A 21,910-nucleotide genomic window follows, 5' to 3' on the forward strand; every position below is an offset into this window, starting at 1 on the left:
GGGCCGAGTCTGGGTGCCGGGGTCCGGGCGGGTGCGTCGGCTGCGGTTGAGTGGTGGGTTTTGAGGCTGTGAAGGGAACCTTCACAGAATGCGGCGGGCCGTGAAGGGAACCTTCACGGAATGCGGAGGGCTGTGATGGTTCCCTTCACGGAATGTAGAGGGCTGTGAAGGGAACCATGAGGGAATCTGATTCCGTGAAGGTTCCCTTCACGGACGCCGATGGCGCACCGCCAGGGCGAGAGTCTCCAGCAGCGGTACCGTTCTCTCCCACCCCAAGCAGGCATCCGTCCGGCTCAACGTCCGATCCGCAGGCACCACCTCCTCACCCTGCCGCCCATCCGCCAGATACGACTCCACCATCACCCCCATCACCCCCACCACCCCGGCACCGCCCGCCGCCACCTGCCGCGCCACCTCCGCGACCACCCCCGGCTGCCGGTGGTGGTCCTTCCCGCTGTTCCCGTGCGAAGCATCCACCACCACCCGCCCCGGCAACCCAGCGGCAGTCAACAGATCGACCGCCCCGGCCACCGAGGCCGCGTCGTAGTTCGGCACCGGACCGCCCCGCAGGACCAGATGCGCGTCCGGATTCCCCATACTGCGCACCACTTTCACCCGCCCGTCCGGCCCAACCCCCGGAAACACCTGTCCCGCCCCCGCCGCCCGGATCGCATCCACTGCCGGTCCGAGCCGCCCGGACACGCAGTTCTTCATCCCCACCGGCATCGGCAGCCACGACGCCAGGTGCCGATGCGGCTGGCTGGCCACCGTCCGCGCACCAATCGCACCCCAGCTCACCGTGTCCGCCACGTACGGCGCCAGCATCGGATCCACGAACTCGTACGCCAACGGCAACCCGGTCGCCACCGCGTCGAGCAGAAACGCCCGCCCGAGCCGTACCCCGGTCGCGAGGTCGCCCTTGCCGTCGAGCCCGGGGTCCGGCAGGAACCCCGTCCACCCGGTCACCGAACGCGGCTTCTCCAGATACGCACGCAGAACCACCACCAGATCGTCGGCATACCGCGCGGCCGCACCCGCGAGCAGCCCGGCGTACTCCAGCGCAGCCTCCGGATCGTGCACCGAACACGGTCCGGCGATCACCAGCAGCCGCGGATCCCGCCCGGCCAGCACTGCCGAAACCGTCTCGCGATGCGGTCCCACGTCCGGCACCGGGCCCGCGGTCACCTCGGCCGGACTGGGCAACGTGTCGTGCATCTACCCCTCCTTCGGCAGTTTCACCGCACCAGCCACCGCCACCACGACCAGGCCCAGCACCCACCAGAACGTGTCCGCGAAAGCCGCAGCGACGTCCGGCCCCCGAACCGCCAGCCGGGACTGCAACACCAACGCGAGGACCGCCGTCCCCACCGACCCACCCAGCGTGTTCAGCAGCGTGAGCGCTCCGGCCGCCCGCGGCAGATGAACCGGGTCGAGGCTGCGATAGACGAGCGTAAGCACCGGCGCGCTGATCATCGCCGCACCGAAACCACGTAGCAGCAACGAAAGAACGAGCACCGCATCCGGCAATCCCGGACCGAGCCGGGTGAACGCGACCGTGCCGAGGGCGACCAGCCCGATCCCCCACAGCACGAGCGTGCGCGGCGCTACCCGGTCCACGATCCGGTTCACCAATAGCGACCCGGCCGCGGCCCCAATTCCCTGTGGCACCAACAGCAATCCGGTGTCCCAGGCGTCCAGGCCGGCCCCGCGGCGCAGGTACAGCGGAAGCAGGAACATGGTCCCGAACACCGATGCGCCGAGCACGACCAGCGCCAGCGCGGCGGCACCGAACGGCGGCCGGGCGAACAACCGCGGGTCCAGCAGCGGTGCCCGCGCGCGCAAGCCGTGCCGGACGAACGCGGCGAGCATGACTGCCCCGACCACGATGGCCAACACTGGGAGCAACCGCCCGGGCCCTTCGGAGAATCCGGTGAGCCCGAAGACGATCGCCGCCAAGCCCGGCGAAAGCAGGGCAGCGCCGCGGAAATCGAACGGTTCCCGCGGACCGGCAGGTGCGTCCGCCGGGACGTGCCGCAGCCCGAGCAGCACCGCGACGACACCGACCGGCAGGTTGACGTAGAACAGCCACGGCCAGTCGGCGACCCCGAGAATCGCGCCGCTCACCAGCGGTCCCAGCACCGGCGACAGCAACGGCACCACCCCGGCGACGCTGATCACCCGCCCGATCCGCTCCGGCCCGGCGGCCCGCGCGAGCAGTGCCTGCCCGGTCGGCGGCAGCAGGCCACCGGCGAGCCCCTGCAGCACCCGGCACGCCACCAGCACCGGCAGCGACGGGGCCAGCCCGCACAGCAGCGACGCGAGCACGAACACCACGACCGCGGTGAGCCAGGTCCGGCGGCCCCCGAACCGCGCCGCCAGCCAGCCGGACGCGGGCACCGCAGTGACCACCGCCAGCAGGTACGCCGTCGTGACCCACTGGACATCAGTCACCGACGCGGAAAACCGCTGCGCCAACGTGTCCACGCCGACCGAGACGATCGTGCTGTCCAGCGACGCCATGAAGGTACCCAGTACGAGCACGAAAGCGGTACGCCACACCTGCACCCCGGCCGGACGGCTCATCGCAGCTCGCTCGCCGGACTGTCCAAATGCGACGGAAGGGTGGCGAGTAACCGCAGCAAGTCCGCCACCAGCGCACGGGCTTCGGCCGCACTCAGCATCCCGGCCTGGTAACCGAACACCCCCGACCAGCCGCCGGAGAGTTCGGGTACCACAGTCACCGTCACCGGGTGGTGGGTCCGCTCGCGGAACCTCGTGCCGGTGATTGTCAACCCTGGTGCGGGTTCCCGCAGCCGCGCCGGGTCCACCGGGTAGTTCTCGAACACGACGAGACTGTCCGGCCACCATTCCTTTCCGGCCACAGTGGACAGTTCAGCCAGGCTCAGATGGTGATGGGCTACCAGGTCCTGCTGCCGTTCCTGCGTCCGCACCAGCATTTCCCTCACCGTACCGGTGAACCGGACCCGAACCGGGACGGTATTGGCGAGCAGTCCGATGATGTCCTCGACACCGTCCACTTCGGACGTCCGGCCGGAAACCATGGCGGCAAAGGTGATGTCGGACAGTCCGGACCGCTCCGCGAGCACCGCAGCCCACGCGCCTTGCAGCAAGGTCCCCGCGGTGATCCCGTGCGCGGTCCCGGCCCGGGTCAGCTCGGCGACCAGCGCAGCGTCCACAGTGAACAGTACCGGATCAGCGACGCCGGACTGTCCACTCAGGAGCTTCCGCGCGGGCACCCCGGCCAGCTCCTGCCGCCACGCGTGCCCGCTGACCGCGTGGTCCCGCGCGGCCAACCAGCGCGTGTACCGGGAAATCGGCACCGGATCAGGCAGCGGAGCCCCGGAGTACGCCGAGAACAGCTCGCCCAGGATGCGCGGGGCCGACCAGCCGTCGGAGAGCAGGTGATGGCTGGTGAGCACGAGTTCGTGCCGCTCGGGGCCATGGCGGAGCACGGTGACCCGCAGCAGCGGCCCGGCGGCGAGGTCGAACGGTTCGGCGAGATCGTCGTCGAGCGCCACCTCATCAGCCGCCCGCACCCGAAAGCCCACGTGTGGTTGGGACGGCAGAACCTGCACCTCGTGCCCCGGCGGGAAAACGGCACCGAGATTCGGATGCCGTCGCACCAGAGTCTGCGCCGCCTCCTCCAGGGCGGTCACGTCCAGCGCGCCGGTCAACGAGAACGCCGCCTGGACCGGGTACGGGTCCACCACGGCGGCCCGTGACTCGCGCAGGATCAGCTCCTGCAACGGCGTCAAGGGCAGCAGCTCACCGGCAGGTACGGGCAACGCAGCCAGTTCGTGCCGGAAAGCAGCGCCCAGCTCGGCGATCCCGTCCGCGGTGAATACTCCGTCGGGCCAGGTGAACCGCACCGCCAGCTGATCGTCGCGCACCATCGCGTTGACCATCAGCGCGTGCGTGAGCGGTCCGCCGCCGGAACCGAGTGGTTCCGCATCCGGCGGCCGCTGCCACGGCGTCTCCGCGTCCGGCGCGGCCTCGAACCGGCCGAGGTAGTTCCAGGTGACCTCCGCCCCGCTCGCCGTGCCGCCGAGAATGCCGTACCCGAGGCCGTCCCCGGCGGCGCGGAGCTGGTCGCGGACGGTGGCGATCGCCGTCGGCCCGTCCGGCGGGGTGATCCGCGCCGGATACACCGCGGTGAACCAGCCGACCGTACGGGAAAGGTCCACCGGACCGGCGAAGTCCGGCGTGTGGTCCGGACGGCCGTGGCTCTCCAGCGCGACGAGCACGTCCGCCGAAGTTCCCCGCCAGGCACCGAAAGCCCGCGCGAATGCGGTGAGCAGCACGGTGTCCGGACCGGTGCGGTATGCGGCAGGCAACGCCGTCAGCACCGTCTGCGTGGTGTCCGCGGATACGTCGATCTCGTGGTGCCGCAACGGACCGTCCAGCGTCGACGGCTTACCCGAGAACTGCTGCCAGTGCGGTATTTCCGTCTGCCGAGCCGGCCCTGCCGCAGCCAATGCCCTTGCCCAGCCGAGGAAGGAAACACCTCGTCCGGGCAGTGCTTGCCCGGCGTAGGCCTGTTCGATGTCGTCGAGCAGAATGCGCCACGACACGGCGTCCACCACGAGGTGGTGCGCCACGAGCAGGAGCCGTCCGGGGCGGGACGGTCCGGCATCCACCCAGACCGCACGCAGCAATGGTCCGGTCCGCGGGTTCATCCGGGCGCGGATCGCCGTGATCCGGCCGTCGAGCAGCACCCGCAGGTTCGCGTCTTCGCCTGCGGGGACGACATCGAGCACCTCCGCCCCGGTCACCGCGCCGGGTTCCGGAATGCGCAGGACGTCGCCGGAGAGATGCGCACGGAGGACGTCGTGCCGGTCGAGGATGACGTCGAGCACCGCTCGCCACTGCGAAACGTCTCCTCCGGCAGGCACGCAGATCTCGACCCACTGGCAGAAGCCGTCCGCGACACCTCGCATGACGGGTGTCAGCGGCGCTTCCCCGACCGCGGGGACGAGATCGGGCGACACGACCACACTCGTGTCCCCGCACCGCGCCGCGATCCTGGCGATCGTGCCGCCCTCGAACACATCACGCGCGGTCAGATGCAACCCGGCCCGCCGAGCGCGCGCGACCAGCCGCAGCGACGCGATGCTGTCGCCACCGGAGTCGAGGAAGCCGTCGTCCACCATGACCTCGGGGCCGAGCAGCTCGCGAACCACCTGCAGCAGCACGGTTTCCGCCTCGGTCGCCGGTTCCCGCCCCGAGCCGCTCGCCCGCGGTCCCGGCGCTGGCAGGGCCGCGCGGTCGAGCTTGCCGCTGGGGCCGAGCGGCAGCCGTTCCAGCAGGACCACCGCAGACGGCACCAGATGCGCGGGGAGCTCGACGGCGAGATCGTCGCGCAGGACATCCGGCTGCGGGTCTGCATCGTCCACTGGCACCACGTACGCCACCAGCCGACGGTCCCCCGGCCGGTCCTCGCGCACCAGCACGGCCGCGGCCCGCACTTCGGGCAGCCGCATCAACGCGGTCTCGATCTCGCCCGGTTCGATCCGGAACCCGCGGAGTTTCACCTGGTGGTCGGCGCGGCCGAGGAACACCAGCTGCCCGTCCGGCCGCCAGCGCACGAGGTCGCCGGTGCGGTACATCCGCTCGCCGGGCGGGCCGAACGGGTCGGCCACGAACCGCTCCGCGGTCAGCCCCGGCCGGTTCACGTAGCCGCGCGCAACCTTCGGCCCGGCGAGATACAGCTCCCCGGTAACCCCGGTTCCCGCCGGGCGCAGGCCCGCGTCCAGCACATACGCGCGTACCTGCGGGTCCGGCCGCCCGATCGGCAACGGCCCGGGATCATCGGCGGAATACTGCCAGGTGACGGAGTTGATCGTGACCTCAGTCGGGCCGTAGGCGTTGAACAGCGCCCGCCGGTTTCCCCACCGGTGCGCCAGCTCCGGGTCGAGCCGCTCCGCGCCGACGACGAAGAACACATCGGCGTCCACCGTCGCGTCGTCCGGCATCGCGGACAGGAACGACGGCAGCAGATTCAGCCCGGTGACCCGGTGTTCGACGGCGTAGGCAAGCAGGTCGTCGCCGGACCCGCGCACCTCCTCCGGCGCGATCACCGACGTGCCGCCGGACAGCAGCGGCAGGAAGAACTGCCAGTACGCAACGTCGAAGCTCGTGGACGCGAAATGCAGGTACCGCTCACCGGGGCGGATCCCGACGATGTCCTCCTGCAGCGCGACCAGGCTCGGAATGCCGCGGTGGGTGACCGCGACCCCCTTGGGTTTCCCGGTGGTGCCGGACGTGTAGATCACATACGCGAGATCGTCCGGATGGGTTCTGGTGTCCGCAGTGGACTGTCCATTACGGACACCAGGAGGTACCACCGGAATGCCGAAGCCGGGGTCCGAAGTGGACACGACGGCGGCCGGGGCACTGTCGGAAACCAGATGCGCCAGCCGTTCCGCGGGATACCCCGGGTCCATCGGGACGTGCACCGCACCGGCCTTCAGCACCCCGAACAGCGCGACCACCAGCTCGACGTCCCGCTCCAGCAGCACCGCGACCGGATCCTGCGGCCGGACTCCGTTCTCCCGCAAGGCATGCGCGAGCTGGTTCGCCTTCCGGTCCAGCTCGGCGTAGGTCAGGCGGCGGTCTCGGCAGACGACGGCCTCGGCGTCGGGAGTCTCCCGGACCCAGCGGGCGAATTCCTCCAGGCAGGTTCCGGCTTCCCGGCTCGGCACCGGACCGATTCCCTGCTGCAACAAGGCTTTTTCTTCGGCCTCTCCGAGTGACCTGATCCGCGCGACCGGCCGTCCCGGGTCGGCCACGATCTCGTGCAGCAGATTTTTCAGCCACCGGCCATAAGCCTGCACAGTCGCCTCGTCGAACGCCTGCGGCTGGTAGCCGAAGCCGAGAGTGATCTCGTTGCCGGGCAACACAATCACCGTGAGCGGATAGTGCGTTGCGTCGGTGATGTCGACACCGGCCAGGTCGAGACCCGGGGCGAGCGGCGTGCGTTCCCGGCTGGACAGCGGGAAGTTCTCCATCACCAGCATGGTGTCGAACAGTGCGCCGGTCTCACGCTGGATGTCCGGCAGGCCGAGGTGGTGGTGTTCAGTGAGCCGGGCGCTCTCGTCCTGCACCCGCGTCAGCACTGCGGCCACCGGCTCGGCGGGATCGAACGACACCCGCACCGGGATCGTGGTCCCGAGCTGCCCGATCATCGCCTCCACACCGGGAACGTCGGCCGGGCGGCCGGAAACCGGGCAGCCGAACACCACGTCACGGCGTCCGGTGAGCCGCCCGAGCAGCACTCCCCACGCGGTCTGGAACACCGCTGCTGTCGTCATTCCCCGTTCGCGCGCAAAGGAACGCACCTGCTCACTGAACTCCGCGCCCAACCTCACGGTGATCCGCTGTGGACGGTCCACTGTGGACTTGGGCGCGAGCACGGTCCCTTCGTCGAGCCCGGCCAGCGCGGTCCGCCAGGCCTCGATGGCGGCAGTCCGGTCCCGTCCGGCGAGCACCCGGTGGTACTCGGCGAGCGGCGGGGCGACCGGAGCAGCCGGTCCTCCACCCAGTTCGGCGTACGTGGCCAGCAGCGCCCGTCCGGTCAACGGCATCGACCATCCGTCGAGCAGGGCGTGGTGGTTCGTCAGGACCAGCCGGTGCTCGGCCGGGCCCAGCGTGAGCAGCAGGAACCGGATGAGCGGCGGCACTGCCGGGTCGAACGGCCGGGCCAGCTCAGTCGCGCATTCGGCAGCGGCCTGCTCAGGACAGCCGGTGAGGTCGGCGTGCCGCCAGTCGAGCCGGACGTCGGCAGGCACCACCTGTACGACCTCGCCAGCGGCCGTCGTGTGCAAATGGACGCGCAACGCCGGGTGCCGGTGCAGCAGTTCCGCGGCGGCGGCGCGCATCCGGTCCGGGTCGAGCCGTCCTTCGAGGTGCGTTACCGCCTGCACGGTGTAGACGTCCGGGTCCGCTCCACCGCGGGTCAGCGTGTGGAACGACAGCCCGGCCTGCAACGGCGTCGCGGGCAGCACGTCGGCGACCGGACCCTGCGCTTCGAGGGCGTCGATCTCGCCCTGCCCGAGCGTCACCAGCGGAAGGTCCGACGGCGAGAGCCCGCCCCGGGTACGCCGAGCGTGCGCCGCCAGCGCGGACAATGCCTCGGCCCAAGCGTCTTGAAGGCGTTCGACCGCTTCCGGCGCCAGGACCCGGCTCGCTGCCGTCCACTCGACGGCGATCCGTGGTTGCTCTTCCTCGCGGACGAAACAGTTGAGCGCCAGGACCTGCTCCAACGCCTTCGCCGGAGGTTCGAGGACGCCGAACGGATCTTCTTCGGGCAGCTGCCATCCGCCGGGCAACGACGGGAAGCGGCCGAGATAGTTCAGCAGGACGTCCGGCATCGCAGCCGCCGCGAACTCGGCGCGGGTCTCCGGGTCGAGGTACCGCAGGACGCCGTATCCGAGGCCACCGTCCGACACCGCCCGCCGGGCCTCCTTGACCGCCCGCAGCAGCCGATCCAGGTCGGTCACCGCAGGCAGGCGCACCGGAAACTCGGCGGTGAACCAGCCGACCGTACGGGCGAGATCCAGCCCCTCGCGGCCGTGACCTTCCACCCGGACCACCGCCGAGTCGTCTCGCAACGTGAGTGCAAGAGCGGTGAGCAGCACTTCCTCGACACTCGCCCGGTAAGCGCCGGGAAGCACGGTCAGCGCTGCGGCGCTTTCCTCGGCACTGGCGACGGTGACCGAACGATGCGCGGTTGCGACGGTGCCGGGCGGCTGCCCTGGCTTCAGCGCCGACCGCCAATGGTCCGCCTCCCCACGCCGCGCACCGCTCGTACCCTGTTCCGCGAGCGCCAAGGCATGCTGCCGCCACGACGTCCGTACCGGCTCGAGAATCCCGCCTTCGCAGGCCGTTTGGAGGTCCGGCAGCAAGATCCGCCAAGACACGCCGTCGATCGCCAGATGGTGTACGACCACGACAAGCCGGTCTCCCACCATGGCGATCCGGATCATCGCCCCGGCCCGCGGATCCAGTTCGGCCGCAAGCCGTTGTGCCACCTCGGCGGGTGGTCCGGCCGCCTCGCTGACCACCTCCGCCGCCTTGACGGTCCCTTGTGGACGAACCAGCAGGCCATCGGGATTCAGCTGAAGCCGCAACACATCGTGGTGATCAAGGATCGCTTGCACGCCTTCACGCAAGCGCGGTACCGGACCTGTGCGGAGCACTGTCCACTGTGCATAGCCGACGATCGCCTCGAGGTCCGGATTCAGGTCCAGCAGCGTTTGCACGATCGGCGGCGCCGGTACCTCGCCGATCGGCTCGTCCGGCTGACTGTCCGGTTCGGACAGGACACCGCTCGCCGCGGCCAGTGCGGCGAAACTGCGCCGGGCCAGCAGATCGCGGGGCCGGAGGTCGATTCCGTGTGCCCGCAAGCGGCCGCTCACCCCGATCGCGGTGATGCTGTCACCGCCGAGGGCGAAGAAATCGTCGTCGGCCGCGACCCGGTCCACACCGATCACCTCGGCCACCGCCGCGCACACCAGCCGTTCCCGTTCCGTCTCGGGTTCCCGCCCACCCTCCGCCGCGGCCGGAGCAGGCAACGCGGACCGGTCGAGTTTCCCGTTGGTGGTCACCGGAAGTTCGCCCAGCACGACGATCGCCGCCGGGACGAAAGCCTCGGGCAGCCGTCGCGCGACCGCCACGCGGACCTCCTCGGCCACGAGCCCGGCACCCACCACGTACCCGATCAGCCGCCGTCCGCGCACCGCAGCGGCCGCGGCCCGCACCCCGGAAACCGCCCCGAGCGCGCCCTCGACCTCCCCCAGTTCCACGCGGTGGCCCCGGACCTTCACCTGACCGTCGCGGCGGCCGAGGTAGTCCAGGCCCCGCCCGGGCACCCACCGCACGACGTCGCCGGTGCGGTACATCCGCTCCCCCGGCGGCCCGAACGGGTCGGCCACGAACCGCTCCGCCGTCCCGCCCGGACGGCCGAGATAGCCGCGGGCGAGATGCGGTCCGGCGAGGTAGAGCTCGCCACGGCTGCCGACGGGAACCGGGCGCAGGGCGGAATCGAGCACGTACGCACGAGTGCCGGGTACGGCGAACCCGATCACCGGCCGGTCCCCGGCAATCAGCGCACCGGCACCGTCCACAGTGGTCTCGGTCGGGCCGTACAGGTTACGCGCGCGGACCCCGGACGCGGCGACCCGCTGCCACAGCGCCGGAGGCGTTGCTTCCCCGCCCAGCACGAGCAGTTCCGGCCGATGGTCCCCGTCGAGGAGGCCCGCGTCCAGCAACGGCGCGGCCATCGACGGGGTGGTGTCGACGACGTCGATCCGGTCCCGTGCGAACGCCGCCTGCAACGCGTCCACATCACGGGCGGTTTCCGTGTCGTAGACATGTAATTCATGCCCGCACAACATCCACAGCAGCTGCTCGATCGCCGAATCGAAAGCGAACGAATAGGTGTGCGCGACGCGGAGCCGCCTGCCCGCCGCGGCATCGGCGACCGTGGTCGCGCGATGGTTGCGCAGCAAGGTCTCCAGCCCGCCGACCCGCACGAGCACGCCCTTCGGCCGCCCGGTGGAGCCGGACGTGAAGATCACGTACGCGAGGTGGTCCGGGTGCCGGTCCACATCGGACAGTTCGGCCGGGGACTGCGCGGCGATTTCCGCCTGCGTCACCGGATCGTCGAGCCGCAGGTGTGGTACCCCGGCCAGAGCCCCGTCGGCCGAGATGGCCAGCACCGGTTCCGCCTCGGCCACCAGCTCGCGCAACCGCTCCGGCGGATGGGCCAGGTCCAGCGGCAGGAACGCCGCGCCCGCGTCGAGAACGGCGAGCAACGCCACCACCAGATCCACCGACCGCGGCAGCGCAAGCGCCACCACGTCGTCCGGCCCGACCCCGCGCGCCCGCAGCACCCGCGCCAGCCGATGCACCCGCTCCGCCACCTCCGCCCCGGTCAGCCGCTCCTCCCCGCACACGAGCGCCGGATGTCCGTGAAGGGAACCATCACGGAATCTAATTCCGTGATGGTTCCCTTCACGGACTTCAGGTGTGCTCCAGGCGGACAGCAGGGCGCGGCGGACGCGGGCCGGTACCAGGTCAGCGCGGCCGACGATGGGCGCGGCCGGACCGGTGAAGGCTGTGATGAGCGAACGCAAGGCGGTGAGCTGGGCGGTCACCCCGGCCTGATCGTGCGTACGCGCGTCGACCTCGAAGCCCAGCAACAGCCCGCCACCGGTGGTCGGCAGCACGCTGAGCCCCATATCCTCCGGCGGCCCGCCCGCGACGTTCCGCATCGTTCCCCGCGCATCGCCGAACGCGAGCTCCAGGTCGAACGCCTTGAGGTTGATCCCGCGCCCGTGCAGCAGCGCACCCGCGCCCGGCAGGTCCTGCGGCAGGTTTTCCCCGCGATACCGCTGATGCGCACGCATCTCCCGCAACGCCTCCGCGACCCGCGCGGTCAGCGCCTCCGGCCGGTCACCCGGCTCCACCCGCACCCGCAGCGGCAGCACGTTCACGGCCATCGCAGGCGTACGCAACGCGATCCCCGTTCGGCACATCAACGGCAAAGCGAACACGACGTCAGCCGTCCCGAGCACGCGGTGCAAGAACGCCGCGTAACACGCGATCAGCGCGTCGCCCCAGGTCGTCCCCGCGCGTTCCCCCAGCGCCCGCAGCCCGGCGACCTCGTCCGGAGTGAGCACCGCACGCGCGGTGACAGTCTCCTCCGGCGGCCCGTCCGCGCCCGCGTCTTCCGCCAGCTCCGGCAACGGCGTGAGCCGCTCACCCCAATACGCACGATCGCGCTGGAATCGCTCGCTCGTCCGGTACTCGCGATCGGCGTCCACGAGATCGGCGAACCGGCCGAAGGTCGACGGTGGTGGTTCCTCGCCGCGGATCGCCGCGGTGTACCGGGCCGCAATGCGACGGGCCAGCATCGCCGCGGTGTAGCCGTCGAAGACGAGGTGATGCCCGAGCTGCGTGAACCAGACCTCGGTGTCCGAAAGCCGTAGCAGCTGATACGCGAACAACGGCCGGTCCAGCATCCCTTGGCACGCCTCAGCCATCCGCTGGCGTTCGGCCGCCACCCGCGCGTGCGCCGTGTCCGGTTCCGCGCGGAGGTCGACGATCCCGGGCAGCGGCACCGGTTCGTCCGACACGAGCTGCCGCGGCCCGTCCGGAGTGTCGAGCACGCGCAGCCGCAGGCTTTCCGCCTCCTCAGTGGTCGCGCGGATCGCCTCTGCCAGCGCTCCGATGTCGACCGGATCACTGCCGGAGATCTCGATGACATCGCCGACGACGTAGTACGGCGAGTCCGGTTCCAGCCGCTGCGCATTCCAGATGCCCAGCTGGGCGCCGGTCAGCTCGAAACTTCCGGTCGGGCGGGTCATCTCCGCCGCACCTCCTTGGTGAGCAGCCAGATCAGGTAACAGCCGCCGATCGCCGTGCTGACCACGCCGACCGGCAACGACACCGGGGCGAGCAGCATCTGCGCGACCAGGTCGGCGCCGGTGAGCAGCACCGCACCGCACAAAGCGGCCGGCAGCAACGGAATCCCCGGCGCGCGGGCGAGCCGCTTGCCGATCTGCGGGGCGGCGAGCGCGACGAACGCGATCGGCCCGGCCACCGCGGTCACCGTCGCCGTGCAGCCGACGCCGATCACCACCAGCTGCAGCCGCAGCGATTCGTGCCGGACCCCCGTCGTCACCGCGAGCTCCGTGCCCAGCGCGGCCTGGTGCAGTGCCGGAGCACGGGTCGCCAGTACCGCGAACAACACCGCCAGCACCGCGAACGGCACCGCGACGCGGCTCCAGCCGACCCCGTTCAGCGAACCCGCGTTCCAGCCGACCGCGGCGATCGCCACCTCCAGCTCCGCCCGCAGCACGATCCACGAGTTCAGCGCGGTCAGCATCGCGTTCACCGCGATCCCGATCACGATCAGCCGCAACCCGGACCGGCTGCCCCCGAGGGAAAGCAGGTAGACCGCGGCCGCCGTGAGCAGGCCGCCGGCCACGGACGCGACCGTCAGCTCCGCCGCCGTGCCCCCCAGTACCGTGAGCGCGACCAGCGCCCCGGTGTACGCGCCGGAATCGAGCCCGATCACGTCCGGGCTGCCGAGCGGATTCCGGGTCACGTTCTGGAAAATCGCCCCGGCCAGCCCGAGCGCGGCACCGAACACGAGCCCGGCGGCCACGCGCGGCAGCCGCCACTCGCGGATCACCACCCCCGGCCCGCCGCCGGACCCGCCCAGCGCGGCGAACACCCGTGCCGGGCTCGCCCACGCCGCGCCGTAACACAGGCCCAGCAAGGCAAGCCCGGCCAGCACGACGACGAGCACCGCGGCGAGCACGACCGTCCGGCGGTCCACCCGCACCGAAAACCGCCCGCGGCGGAGCACGATCCCGCTCACAGCGCCGCCGTCCCGTACCGCCGGACCGCCCAGATCAGCACCGGGCCACCGACGAATGCGGTCACGATCGCGACCGGCACCTCCCCGGTCGGCAGCAGCACGCGCGCGCCGACATCCGACACGAGCATCAGGATCGGACCGAGCACCGTCGCGTACGCGGTCAGCCACGGCACCGAAGCACCCGCCGCGCGCCGCGCGAGATGCGGCACGATCAGCCCGACGAACAAGATCGGCCCGGCCACCGCAGTCGCCGCTCCGGCCAGCACAGTGATCAACAACAACGTCAGCGCGCGAATCCGCGCAACGCGAGCGCCCAAAGCGTGCGCGACGGAATCGCCGAGCGCGAGCGCGTTCAGCTGGCGGCTCAGCAGAAACGCGGCCACGACTCCCACTGCGATCACGATCAGCGGCACCGCGAGCGGAGCCTGTTCCCGCCCCGCGAGCGAGCCGACGGACCAGAACCGGTAACGGTCGAACGTGTCCGGCAGCAGCAGCCGTAACCCGAGCGACACGCCGCTGAGCACGAACGTCAGCGCGACCCCGGTGAGCACCATCCGCAGCGGCGAACGGCGGCCCACGGCGTACACGAGCGTCGTCGCCAGAATCGCGCCCAGCACGGCGAATCCCAGCTCCCCCGACTCCGACGCGGCAATGCCGAGCGCCGAACCGATGGTGATCGCGAACCCGGCACCGGCCGTCACGCCGAGCACGCCCGGTTCGGCCAGCGGGTTTCGCGACAGCACCTGCACGAGCACGCCCGAGACGGCCAGCGCGGCACCCACTCCCACGGCCAGGAGCGCACGCGGGGCCCGAATCTCCCGCACCACCGCCTGGTCCGCCGGATCGCCGTACCCGAAGATCGCCCGCAGCACCTCGGCCGGCGCGATGCCGTGCGCCCCGACGCCCACGCTGAGCACGGCCACCGCCGCCAGCAGGACGACGGCGGTGACCAGCAGCGCGGTGCGGCCGCGGGCGGTCACTTCTTCAGCAACGGCGCGAAGGCCTGGTCCACCGCGTCGAGTGTCTTCAGCGCCGCCCGGTAGGTCGCTGCTTCGGTGTACCGGAAGGGGTAGGTCTTTCCGGCCTTTACCGCGGGAAGTTGCTTCCACAGCGGCGAATCGAGCACGTATTGCACCGAGGGCGGCACCGAACCGTCCGGCTTGACGGAGTACGTGATAGCGTCGGCATCCGCGAACGCCGACGTCAGCTCCTCGATCGACGGGTACTCGCTGACGTCCTTCGAGCCGCCGCCCTTGACCTTCACCTGGCCGTAGTAGTGCGCGCCGAGATCCTGCGCGATGTTGGTACCCCAGGAATCGGTGAACTCCCGCTGGAAATTGCCCTTCGCGACCTCGCCGTACGCGCCGACGTGCCCCAGTTTCAGCTGCGGCAGCACGGTTTTGTACTTCTCCGTGAGCTCCTTCGCCTTCACCCCGTACTCCTGGCGGGCAGCGTCGAACCCGGCGAGCGCACCCGCCGCGTCGGACTGCTTGCGCGAGAGCTCCCGCCACGCCGACGGCACCGACGGCCCGATCGCCACCACCGGCGCGACCTCCTGCAGCCGCTTCAGGTCGATGTCCGCGAGCACCGGTTTGGGTACCCCGATCACGATCAGGTCCGGATCGGCCTGCGCGATGGCCTCGTAGTTCGTCTCCGCGGCCTGCTCACCGGCGACTTTCGGCAGCTGGTCGTACTTCGCGCGGTCCTCGGCGGTCATCATCGGCAGGCCGCGCTTCCAGGTGGAGATGCCGACCAGCGGTGCTTTGGCCTCCAGCAGGGCCGGGACGGCGTACCCGGTCGCGATCACGCGTTTCGGCGTCGCGGGGATCTTCACCTGCCCGTTGTCGGCGGTGAAGACGCGGGTCGGGACGTTGCTGCCGCTCTGCGCGTCGCCGGTACCGCAGCCGGTGGCCACGACAAGGGCGGCCACGAGCGCGGCCGCGAGACGGGTCGTTCTGCTGATCATGCTTCTCGGTCCTCGGTTTTCGGTGGTTCCCTGGGTGTTCAGTGCTCGTGTTCGTCGTGCTCGTCGTCGAAGTCCGCGACGCCGCGTTTCCAGTAGCCGGTCACGTCGTGGTCCTCCTTGGCGAGCCCGAGTTCGGCACGCAACCAGCGACGCAGCGGCTTGATCACGCCCGCCTCGCCCGCCACCCACGCGTACAGCCGTTCACCCGCAGGCACGCGGATCTCGCGCACCGCACGGACAAGCAGGTCGGAGCTGCCGGGCGCGGCGGTGCCGCGGTGCAGCCAGTGCACTTCGACGCCATCCGGAGCGTCGAGGCCGATTTCCTCGCTCGCATCGGCGACCTCGGCGAACGCCCAGCCGACAGCGGTCCGCGGCAGTTCCTCGAGCCACCGGGCCAGCGCAGGCAGCGCGGTGAGATCACCGGCGAGCAGGTAGCGGTCGTAGCTGTGCGGGACGATGAGCCCGCCCGGCGGACCCGCGACGTGCACGGTTTCGCCCGGCCGCACCGCCCGCGCCCAGTCCGCGCCGAGGCCACCGTCGTGCAGGGCGACGTCGAGGTCCAGCTCGCCGGAATCCGGGTCGTACCGGCGGACGGTGTACTCCCGCGACGTCGGCGCCGGCTTCGGCCAGCGCAGCAGGTCGCCGTCCGGTTCGGGGAGCCGGAGCTCGCCACCGGCATCGGGGAAGAGGAGTTTCACGTGCTCGTCCGGCGAATGCGCCTCGAACCCCGCGGTACCCGGCCCGCCGAGGGTGACCCGCACCAGCCCGGCCCCGACCGGTGCGGTCCGCACGACCTCGGCCCGCCGGATCCGGATGGGGTACGGCACTTTCTCGGCCCGGCGGCCCGCGCGGACCTCGGCGATCCGCGCGGTGTGCCGGTGCCGGTGCGCGTCCCGGCTCACCGGGCACCGCCGGTGAGCAGCTTCGTCCAGGACCCGAGCCGCGGATCCTCGGCGAGGTCGGGGAATTCCAGCTGGGGGTACGCGGTCCGCCACTTCTCGACCAGGCCCATGATGCGCATCGAGTCGAGCCCGAGGTCGGTCAGGTCGGTGTCCGGGGTCAGCTCGCCGGGGCCGCAGCCGAGCAGGTCGGCGACGTCGGCGTGGACCTGCTCCGTGGTCAGTCCGGTCATCGTGGTGCTCCGGCGGGAACCGGCAGCGTGGACAGCACCTCGGCTGTCGTGGTGACGACGCCGCAGCGCTGCGCGACGTACTCGCACGCCTGGTAGTGCCGCGGCCAGTCGAAGTCCGCGACCGCGTCGCCGACGAGGAACGGCCGGACGTCCCGCATGAACGCCTCGACGGCCGTCGCCTGACAGCCGATGTGCGCGTAGACGCCGGTGATCAGCAGCTGGTCCCGACTGCCGAGCTGTTCGCGGAAAGTGCTGCGCTGGAACGCGCTGTACCGCCATTTGGCGAGCACGGTGTCGCCCGGCTGCGGAGCCAGCTCGTCGACGATGTCGGCGGCACGCGGGTCGGCGTCGATCACCGCGCCGATGCCGTCGCCCCAGAATTCGGTGAGCAGCCCACGGTCCGCCGCCGGCTGCCGTCCGGGCTGCGCGGTGTAGAACACCGGAATCCCGTTCTGGCGGGCCGTCTCGGTGAGGCGCGCGATGTTCGCGACCATCTGCGGAATCGGCGCACCTTCATACGGGGCAAGGAAATACCGCTGGACGTCGTGCACGAGCAGGGCGGCGCGCGCCGGGTCGGGCCGCCAGTCCACCCGCCCCGCAGGCAGGTCCGCCGCGCTCGGCAGCGGGTACGGCCGGATCTTCGGCAGGGACACGTCTCACCTCTCCTTCGCGAGGGCGGCCAGCGCCACCCGCAGTTCGCGTTTGCTGGTCTTGCCGACCCCGGTGACCGGGAACTGCCCGACCACCTCCACCAGGTCGGGCACCTTGAATGCGGCGACCCCGCGCCCGCGCACGAACCGGCGCAGCTCGGCGGCCGTCAGCTCGGCCCCGTCGGCCGGAACGACGTACGCGCAGGTCCGCTCACCCAGGTACGCGTCGGGCACGGCGACCACGGCGGCGTCCAGCACATCCGGGTGCGCCATCAGGTGGTTCTCGACCTCTTCCGCGGCGACCTTCTCGCCACCGCGGTTGATCTGCTCCTTCGCCCGCCCGACGACCTCGAGGTGCCCGGATTCCCGTTGTCGCACCAGGTCGCCGGTACGGTAAAAGCCGTCCTCAGTGAACGCCGTCCGGTTGTGCTCGGCGGCGTCGTAGTAGCCGCGGATCGTGTACGGCCCGCGCGTGAGCAAGGCCCCGACCTCACCCGGCGCGACGACATCGTCCGACACGGCCAGCGGATCGTCCGGATTCACCACCCGCACCTCGTCGTCCGGAGAAATCGGCCTGCCCTGCGTACCGAGGACGAGCTCGTCCGGATCATCGAGGCGCGTGTAGCAGACGAGGCCCTCGGCCATGCCGAACACCTGCTGCAGCCGGCAACCGAGCGCCGGCCCGATCCGCTCGGCGAGCTCCCGCCCGCATTTCGCGCCGCCGACGAGCAGAACGTCCAAAGAGGACAGATCACGGGTAGTCCGCGCAGCAGCCTGCACCCAGGCCGCAGCCAGCGGCGGTACCACCCCGCTGATCGTGACGCGCTCGGCCTCGATCAGCCGGAACACGGTGTCCGGGTCGGGGCTCGGCGCCATCACGGTGGCCGCACCGGCGTGCAGCGCACCGAGCAGCCCGGGCGAACTGAGCGGAAAGTTGTGCGCCACCGGCAACGCGGCGAGGTACACGCTGCCCGGACGAAGACCACAGATCCGCACACTTTCGCGGACACTGTAGAGATAATCGTCGTGCGTACGCGGGATCAGCTTCGGCAATCCCGTACTACCACCGGACAACTGGAGAAACGCCACCCCGCCCGGGTCGGGGTCAGGCAGCCGCTGGTTCGGCTTGTCCTCCAACTCGCCCGGCACGTACATCGGCGACTTGTCTTGCTTTCGCGACTCTCCCAGCCCGTACACCGGCGGCTTGTCTGGCTCTTGCGACTCGCCCCGCACGCACACCGACGACTTGTCTGGCTCTTGCGACTCGCCCCGCACGCACACCGACGACTTGTCTGGCTTTCGCGATTCGCCCAACACATACACGGGCCGCCCGCGACCGACCGCCGCCCGCGCCGTCTTCGCGTAGTCGTGCCCGCCATACTCGCCGACCGTGACGATCGCCGCCGCACCACTCTGCTCGGCGAAATACCGCAACTCACTTTCCCGATGCGCAGGCAACGCAAACACCGGCACCGCCCCGGACCGCCACAACCCGAACACGACGGGCACGAACGCCGGAATATTCGGCAACTGCACGACAACCCGCGCCCCGTCCCCGATCCCGGCCCCGGCAAACCACCCCGCAAACCGCCACGCCCGCTCGTCCACCTCGGCGAACGTCCACCGCTGGCTCCCGCCGACCACCGCGATCCGGTCACCGTGGGCTTCCTTGAGGGAGGTGAGGAGCGACCCGAAGGTCTGCCCCCGCCAGTACCCACTGGCCCGATACCGCGCTGCAATGTCGTCCGGCCAAGGCACCCACGTCATGCGACACCCTCCGCACCCAGCGCCCACCTCATGCGACGCCCTCCACGCCCAGCGCCCACCTCACGCGAGCCCTCCGCACCCACTTCATGCGACACCCTCCGCCCCCAGCGCCCGCAACAACGTCCGGAACTTCGCGCTCGTCTCGGCCACCTCAGCCTCCGGCTCGGACCCGGCGACAATGCCCGCCCCCGCGAACAACCGCGCGGTCCGGTCGGACACCTCCGCACACCGGATCGTGACGACCCACTCGCCGTCCCCATCGAGACCGGTCCAGCCGACAAGCCCCGCGTAATAGCCCCGATCCTCCGGTTCCAGCCGGGCGATCGTGTCCCGAGCCCGGTCGAGCGGCACACCACACACCGCAGGCGTCGGATGCAAGGCTTCGGCCAGCTCCAGCGAAGACGGCCCGTCCTCCCCGACCCGCCCGCTGATCCTCGTGGACAAATGCCACATCGTGGGCGTACCGACGACCTCAGGTTCCGCCGGCACGTCCAGCCCGGAGCAGTACCGCCCAAGCACCCCAGCCACCTGCGCGACAACGAGCGCATGCTCACTCCGGTCCTTTTCGGACGCGAGCAACTCGGCCACGACCCGGCCATCCCGCACCGGATCCCCGGCCCGCGGCCGAGACCCGGCAAGCGGATTCGCCGTAACCACCGCACCCCGCCGAGACACCAGCAACTCCGGACTGGCCCCGACCAACGACCGCAGCGCCGGATCACCAGGCGCGCTGACGTCCACCGCGAACACGTGCGCAGCGGGGTCACCACCGGCGAGCCGCTTGAGCAGCAGAGGAACGGAAATCCCTTGCGGATGAGTCAACTCGACCGCCCGCGCGAGAACGACCTTGGCCAATTCCCCGTCGCCAATGAGGTCAACGGCCTGACGAACGCTGTCGGCATAGACGGCAGGTTCGGGGAGCGCAACGACGGACCAGTCAGCCGTTCCGTCCGACGACACCACAGGCCGACCACCCGATGGCAACATCCCCTTCGCGGTCGTCCCCTTCCCGGTCATGCCCCGCGCGCTCGTCCCCAGCGCACTCGTCCCCGACGCACCGTTCCCTGTTGCACCGGACTCCCACCGGTCACCACCGCCCGGCACCCCAGCCCGCCGCGCATCACCCAACGAACCGGTCCCAGCGGCATCCGCTCCCCGCGCAGCACCCCGCAAGCCGACCCGACCGGGCCGGTCACCCCCTCGTTGATCACCCAGCCGACCATTCCCGACCTCCGGCAGGTCCCCACTGCCCGATACCGCATCCCGCTCCTGATCACCGGTCCGGGCGGCATCCGCACCTGGCACCCCAGCCCTCGGCGCATCACCCGGCAGACCGGTCCCAGCACCCGCTTCCGGCAATCCTGGCCCCACAGCCCGCCGCTCTTCACCCCGGAGGCCGTTCCCGGCAGCACCATCGCCCACCTGGCCGCCTCGAAGGTCATCAGGCTCCCCCGTCACACCGCCCGGCGCAGCCGCCCGCCGAACCACCGCCGGCACGATCAGGCTGCTCCCCGAATCCGGCCTGAACCCGATCGCCCCCACCACGACCGGATCCTCGATCCCCGCCAGCCGGGCTGCTTCGAGTGCCTCAGCCGCCGCGGACGCACGGCTTCCGGCCGTGGCGCGGACCCGCGCGTGCACACCGTCGGCGAGCAGCACCCCGCTGGCCGACGAGTAGTAGAACGATCCCGGCAGGTACGCGGCCAGGAGGTCCGCCGCCCGGTGGACCGGCTGCGGTCGGGCCGGAGCAGGTGAAGACACGAGGTGAATTCCCTTTCGCACACGCTCAGGCGGACGAACCACCCGGTCCGGTTGCACGGGCCCGGACCCACCCCTGGCAGCCGGATACAGCCGCCACCCAGTTATTCGGTTAGCCTAACCTAACTGACCCTAGCGGATCGGGACGAAAAGGAAAAGCCGCCCAGCGCGTCGGAGAGATCACGCGCGCAAGGTGGCTCCACCGTCGACATAGAGGTTCTGCATCGTGATGTGCCGCGCCCGATCGGATGCGAGAAACAACACCGCGTCCGCGACGTCCGCAGGGTCGGCGATGCGCCCGAGTGGAATGCCGACCCGGAATTCCTCCGGATTTCCCGCAATCACCTGCGCTGCACCGTTCTCGTCTGTCCACAAGAGACGTTGCATGCCAGTGTCGGTCGACCCCGGCGACACGATGTTGCACCGGATTCCCGAACCGGCCAGTTCCAGCCCAAGGCAACGAGTAAGCATGGTCGCCGCGGCTTTCGACGCGGCGTAGGCCGCCATCCCGGCCCGCGGCACCCCGGCAGCATTAGAGCCGACCGTGACGAGCGCCCCGCTCCCCCGCACCCGCATCCGCCGCGCAATCTCGCGCAGGACGGTAAACACACCAGTGGCATTGACAGCGAACGTCGACGCCCAGTCCTCGTCACTGGTGTCGCACACGGAACCAGGCCGCAACACCCCCGCAACGGAAACCCCGATCCCGATCGGCCCCAATTCCCGCTCGACGTCCTCGACCACGCGCGCCACCGCCGCGGCATCCGAAACGTCCGCTACAAACGGCACCACTCGCCCAGCCGCAGGACACTGCTTTCGCCCAGCCGCATGGCGCTGCTCCCGCCCCGCCGAGTCGACCGCCCGTCCAGCCACCTCGCCAACCGCAACCTCGGACACCGTCAGCCCGACTGCGCCCGGCCCGACCGTTCCCCTTTCCGCAACCCCCGTCCCGACCGCGCCCCGCGCAGCAACCGCTGGCCTGCCAGGCACACCATCAACGGCCCTCAGCCCCGCAGTCCCCGACCGGTCCACCGCAGCATCGACCGCCACCGACGCAGCCGACCCTGCGCCCGAACCCGACCCGGCGATCGCACGCAGCCCCGCCTCGTCGACATCGACCGCAGCCACCACCGCTCCGGCCCGGACGAGCGCCTCCACGACCGCCGCCCCGATCCCCCGTGCACCCCCGGTGACCAGCGAGATCCGTCCCTCGATCCCGGGCTCCGCCT

General features: G+C 70.9%; 12 protein-coding genes. All 12 read right to left on the reverse strand.

The window, feature by feature from the left end; genetic code table 11:
• Positions 1-207: 207 nt before the first annotated feature.
• Complete coding sequence (locus tag OO71_RS10480; protein WP_033289498.1) at positions 208-1,215, reverse strand: 3-deoxy-7-phosphoheptulonate synthase; 1,008 nt, start codon at positions 1,213-1,215, stop codon at positions 208-210.
• Positions 1,216-2,583 carry a DHA2 family efflux MFS transporter permease subunit gene (locus tag OO71_RS10485; protein WP_033289499.1) on the reverse strand — a complete coding sequence of 456 codons (1,368 nt, stop codon included), beginning with the start codon at positions 2,581-2,583 and terminating at the stop codon, positions 1,216-1,218.
• Positions 2,580-12,389 carry a non-ribosomal peptide synthetase gene (locus OO71_RS10490; protein ID WP_033289500.1) on the reverse strand — a complete coding sequence of 3,270 codons (9,810 nt, stop codon included), beginning with the start codon at positions 12,387-12,389 and terminating at the stop codon, positions 2,580-2,582. The genes OO71_RS10485 and OO71_RS10490 overlap by 4 nt, the downstream gene beginning before the upstream one ends.
• Entirely contained in the window at positions 12,386-13,408 is a 1,023-nt protein-coding gene (locus OO71_RS10495) for a FecCD family ABC transporter permease (RefSeq protein ID WP_211260487.1), read from the reverse strand. Before OO71_RS10495 ends, OO71_RS10490 begins: the two co-directional genes overlap by 4 nt.
• Positions 13,405-14,388 (reverse strand): FecCD family ABC transporter permease, encoded by a 984-nt coding sequence (locus OO71_RS10500; protein WP_033289501.1) that lies wholly within the window; start codon positions 14,386-14,388, stop codon positions 13,405-13,407. The genes OO71_RS10495 and OO71_RS10500 overlap by 4 nt, the downstream gene beginning before the upstream one ends.
• Positions 14,385-15,374 carry an ABC transporter substrate-binding protein gene (locus tag OO71_RS10505; protein ID WP_033289502.1) on the reverse strand — a complete coding sequence of 330 codons (990 nt, stop codon included), beginning with the start codon at positions 15,372-15,374 and terminating at the stop codon, positions 14,385-14,387. Before OO71_RS10505 ends, OO71_RS10500 begins: the two co-directional genes overlap by 4 nt.
• Positions 15,375-15,412: 38 nt before the next feature.
• The gene (locus OO71_RS10510) at positions 15,413-16,276 is read right to left on the reverse strand and encodes a siderophore-interacting protein (protein ID WP_033289503.1); all 864 of its coding nucleotides are present in this window, start codon (positions 16,274-16,276) and stop codon (positions 15,413-15,415) included.
• Positions 16,273-16,506 carry a phosphopantetheine-binding protein gene (locus OO71_RS10515; RefSeq protein ID WP_033289504.1) on the reverse strand — a complete coding sequence of 78 codons (234 nt, stop codon included), beginning with the start codon at positions 16,504-16,506 and terminating at the stop codon, positions 16,273-16,275. Before OO71_RS10515 ends, OO71_RS10510 begins: the two co-directional genes overlap by 4 nt.
• Positions 16,503-17,159 (reverse strand): isochorismatase family protein, encoded by a 657-nt coding sequence (locus OO71_RS10520; protein ID WP_033289505.1) that lies wholly within the window; start codon positions 17,157-17,159, stop codon positions 16,503-16,505. Before OO71_RS10520 ends, OO71_RS10515 begins: the two co-directional genes overlap by 4 nt.
• Before the next feature lie 3 nt (positions 17,160-17,162).
• A complete protein-coding gene (locus OO71_RS10525; RefSeq protein ID WP_033289506.1) occupies positions 17,163-18,923 on the reverse strand; it encodes a (2,3-dihydroxybenzoyl)adenylate synthase in 1,761 nt (586 codons plus the stop codon).
• An 84-nt stretch (positions 18,924-19,007) separates the two neighbouring features.
• Entirely contained in the window at positions 19,008-19,940 is a 933-nt protein-coding gene (locus OO71_RS10530; RefSeq protein WP_084144864.1) for an isochorismate synthase, read from the reverse strand.
• A 921-nt stretch (positions 19,941-20,861) separates the two neighbouring features.
• Positions 20,862-21,689: a 2,3-dihydro-2,3-dihydroxybenzoate dehydrogenase gene (locus tag OO71_RS10535; RefSeq protein ID WP_033289683.1), complete on the reverse strand. Its 828-nt coding sequence runs from the start codon at positions 21,687-21,689 to the stop codon at positions 20,862-20,864.
• Between the last annotated feature and the right edge of the window lie 221 nt (positions 21,690-21,910).

The organism is Amycolatopsis jejuensis (assembly GCF_000717335.1).
In the GTDB taxonomy this organism is placed as follows: Bacteria; Actinomycetota; Actinomycetes; order Mycobacteriales; family Pseudonocardiaceae; genus Amycolatopsis; species Amycolatopsis jejuensis.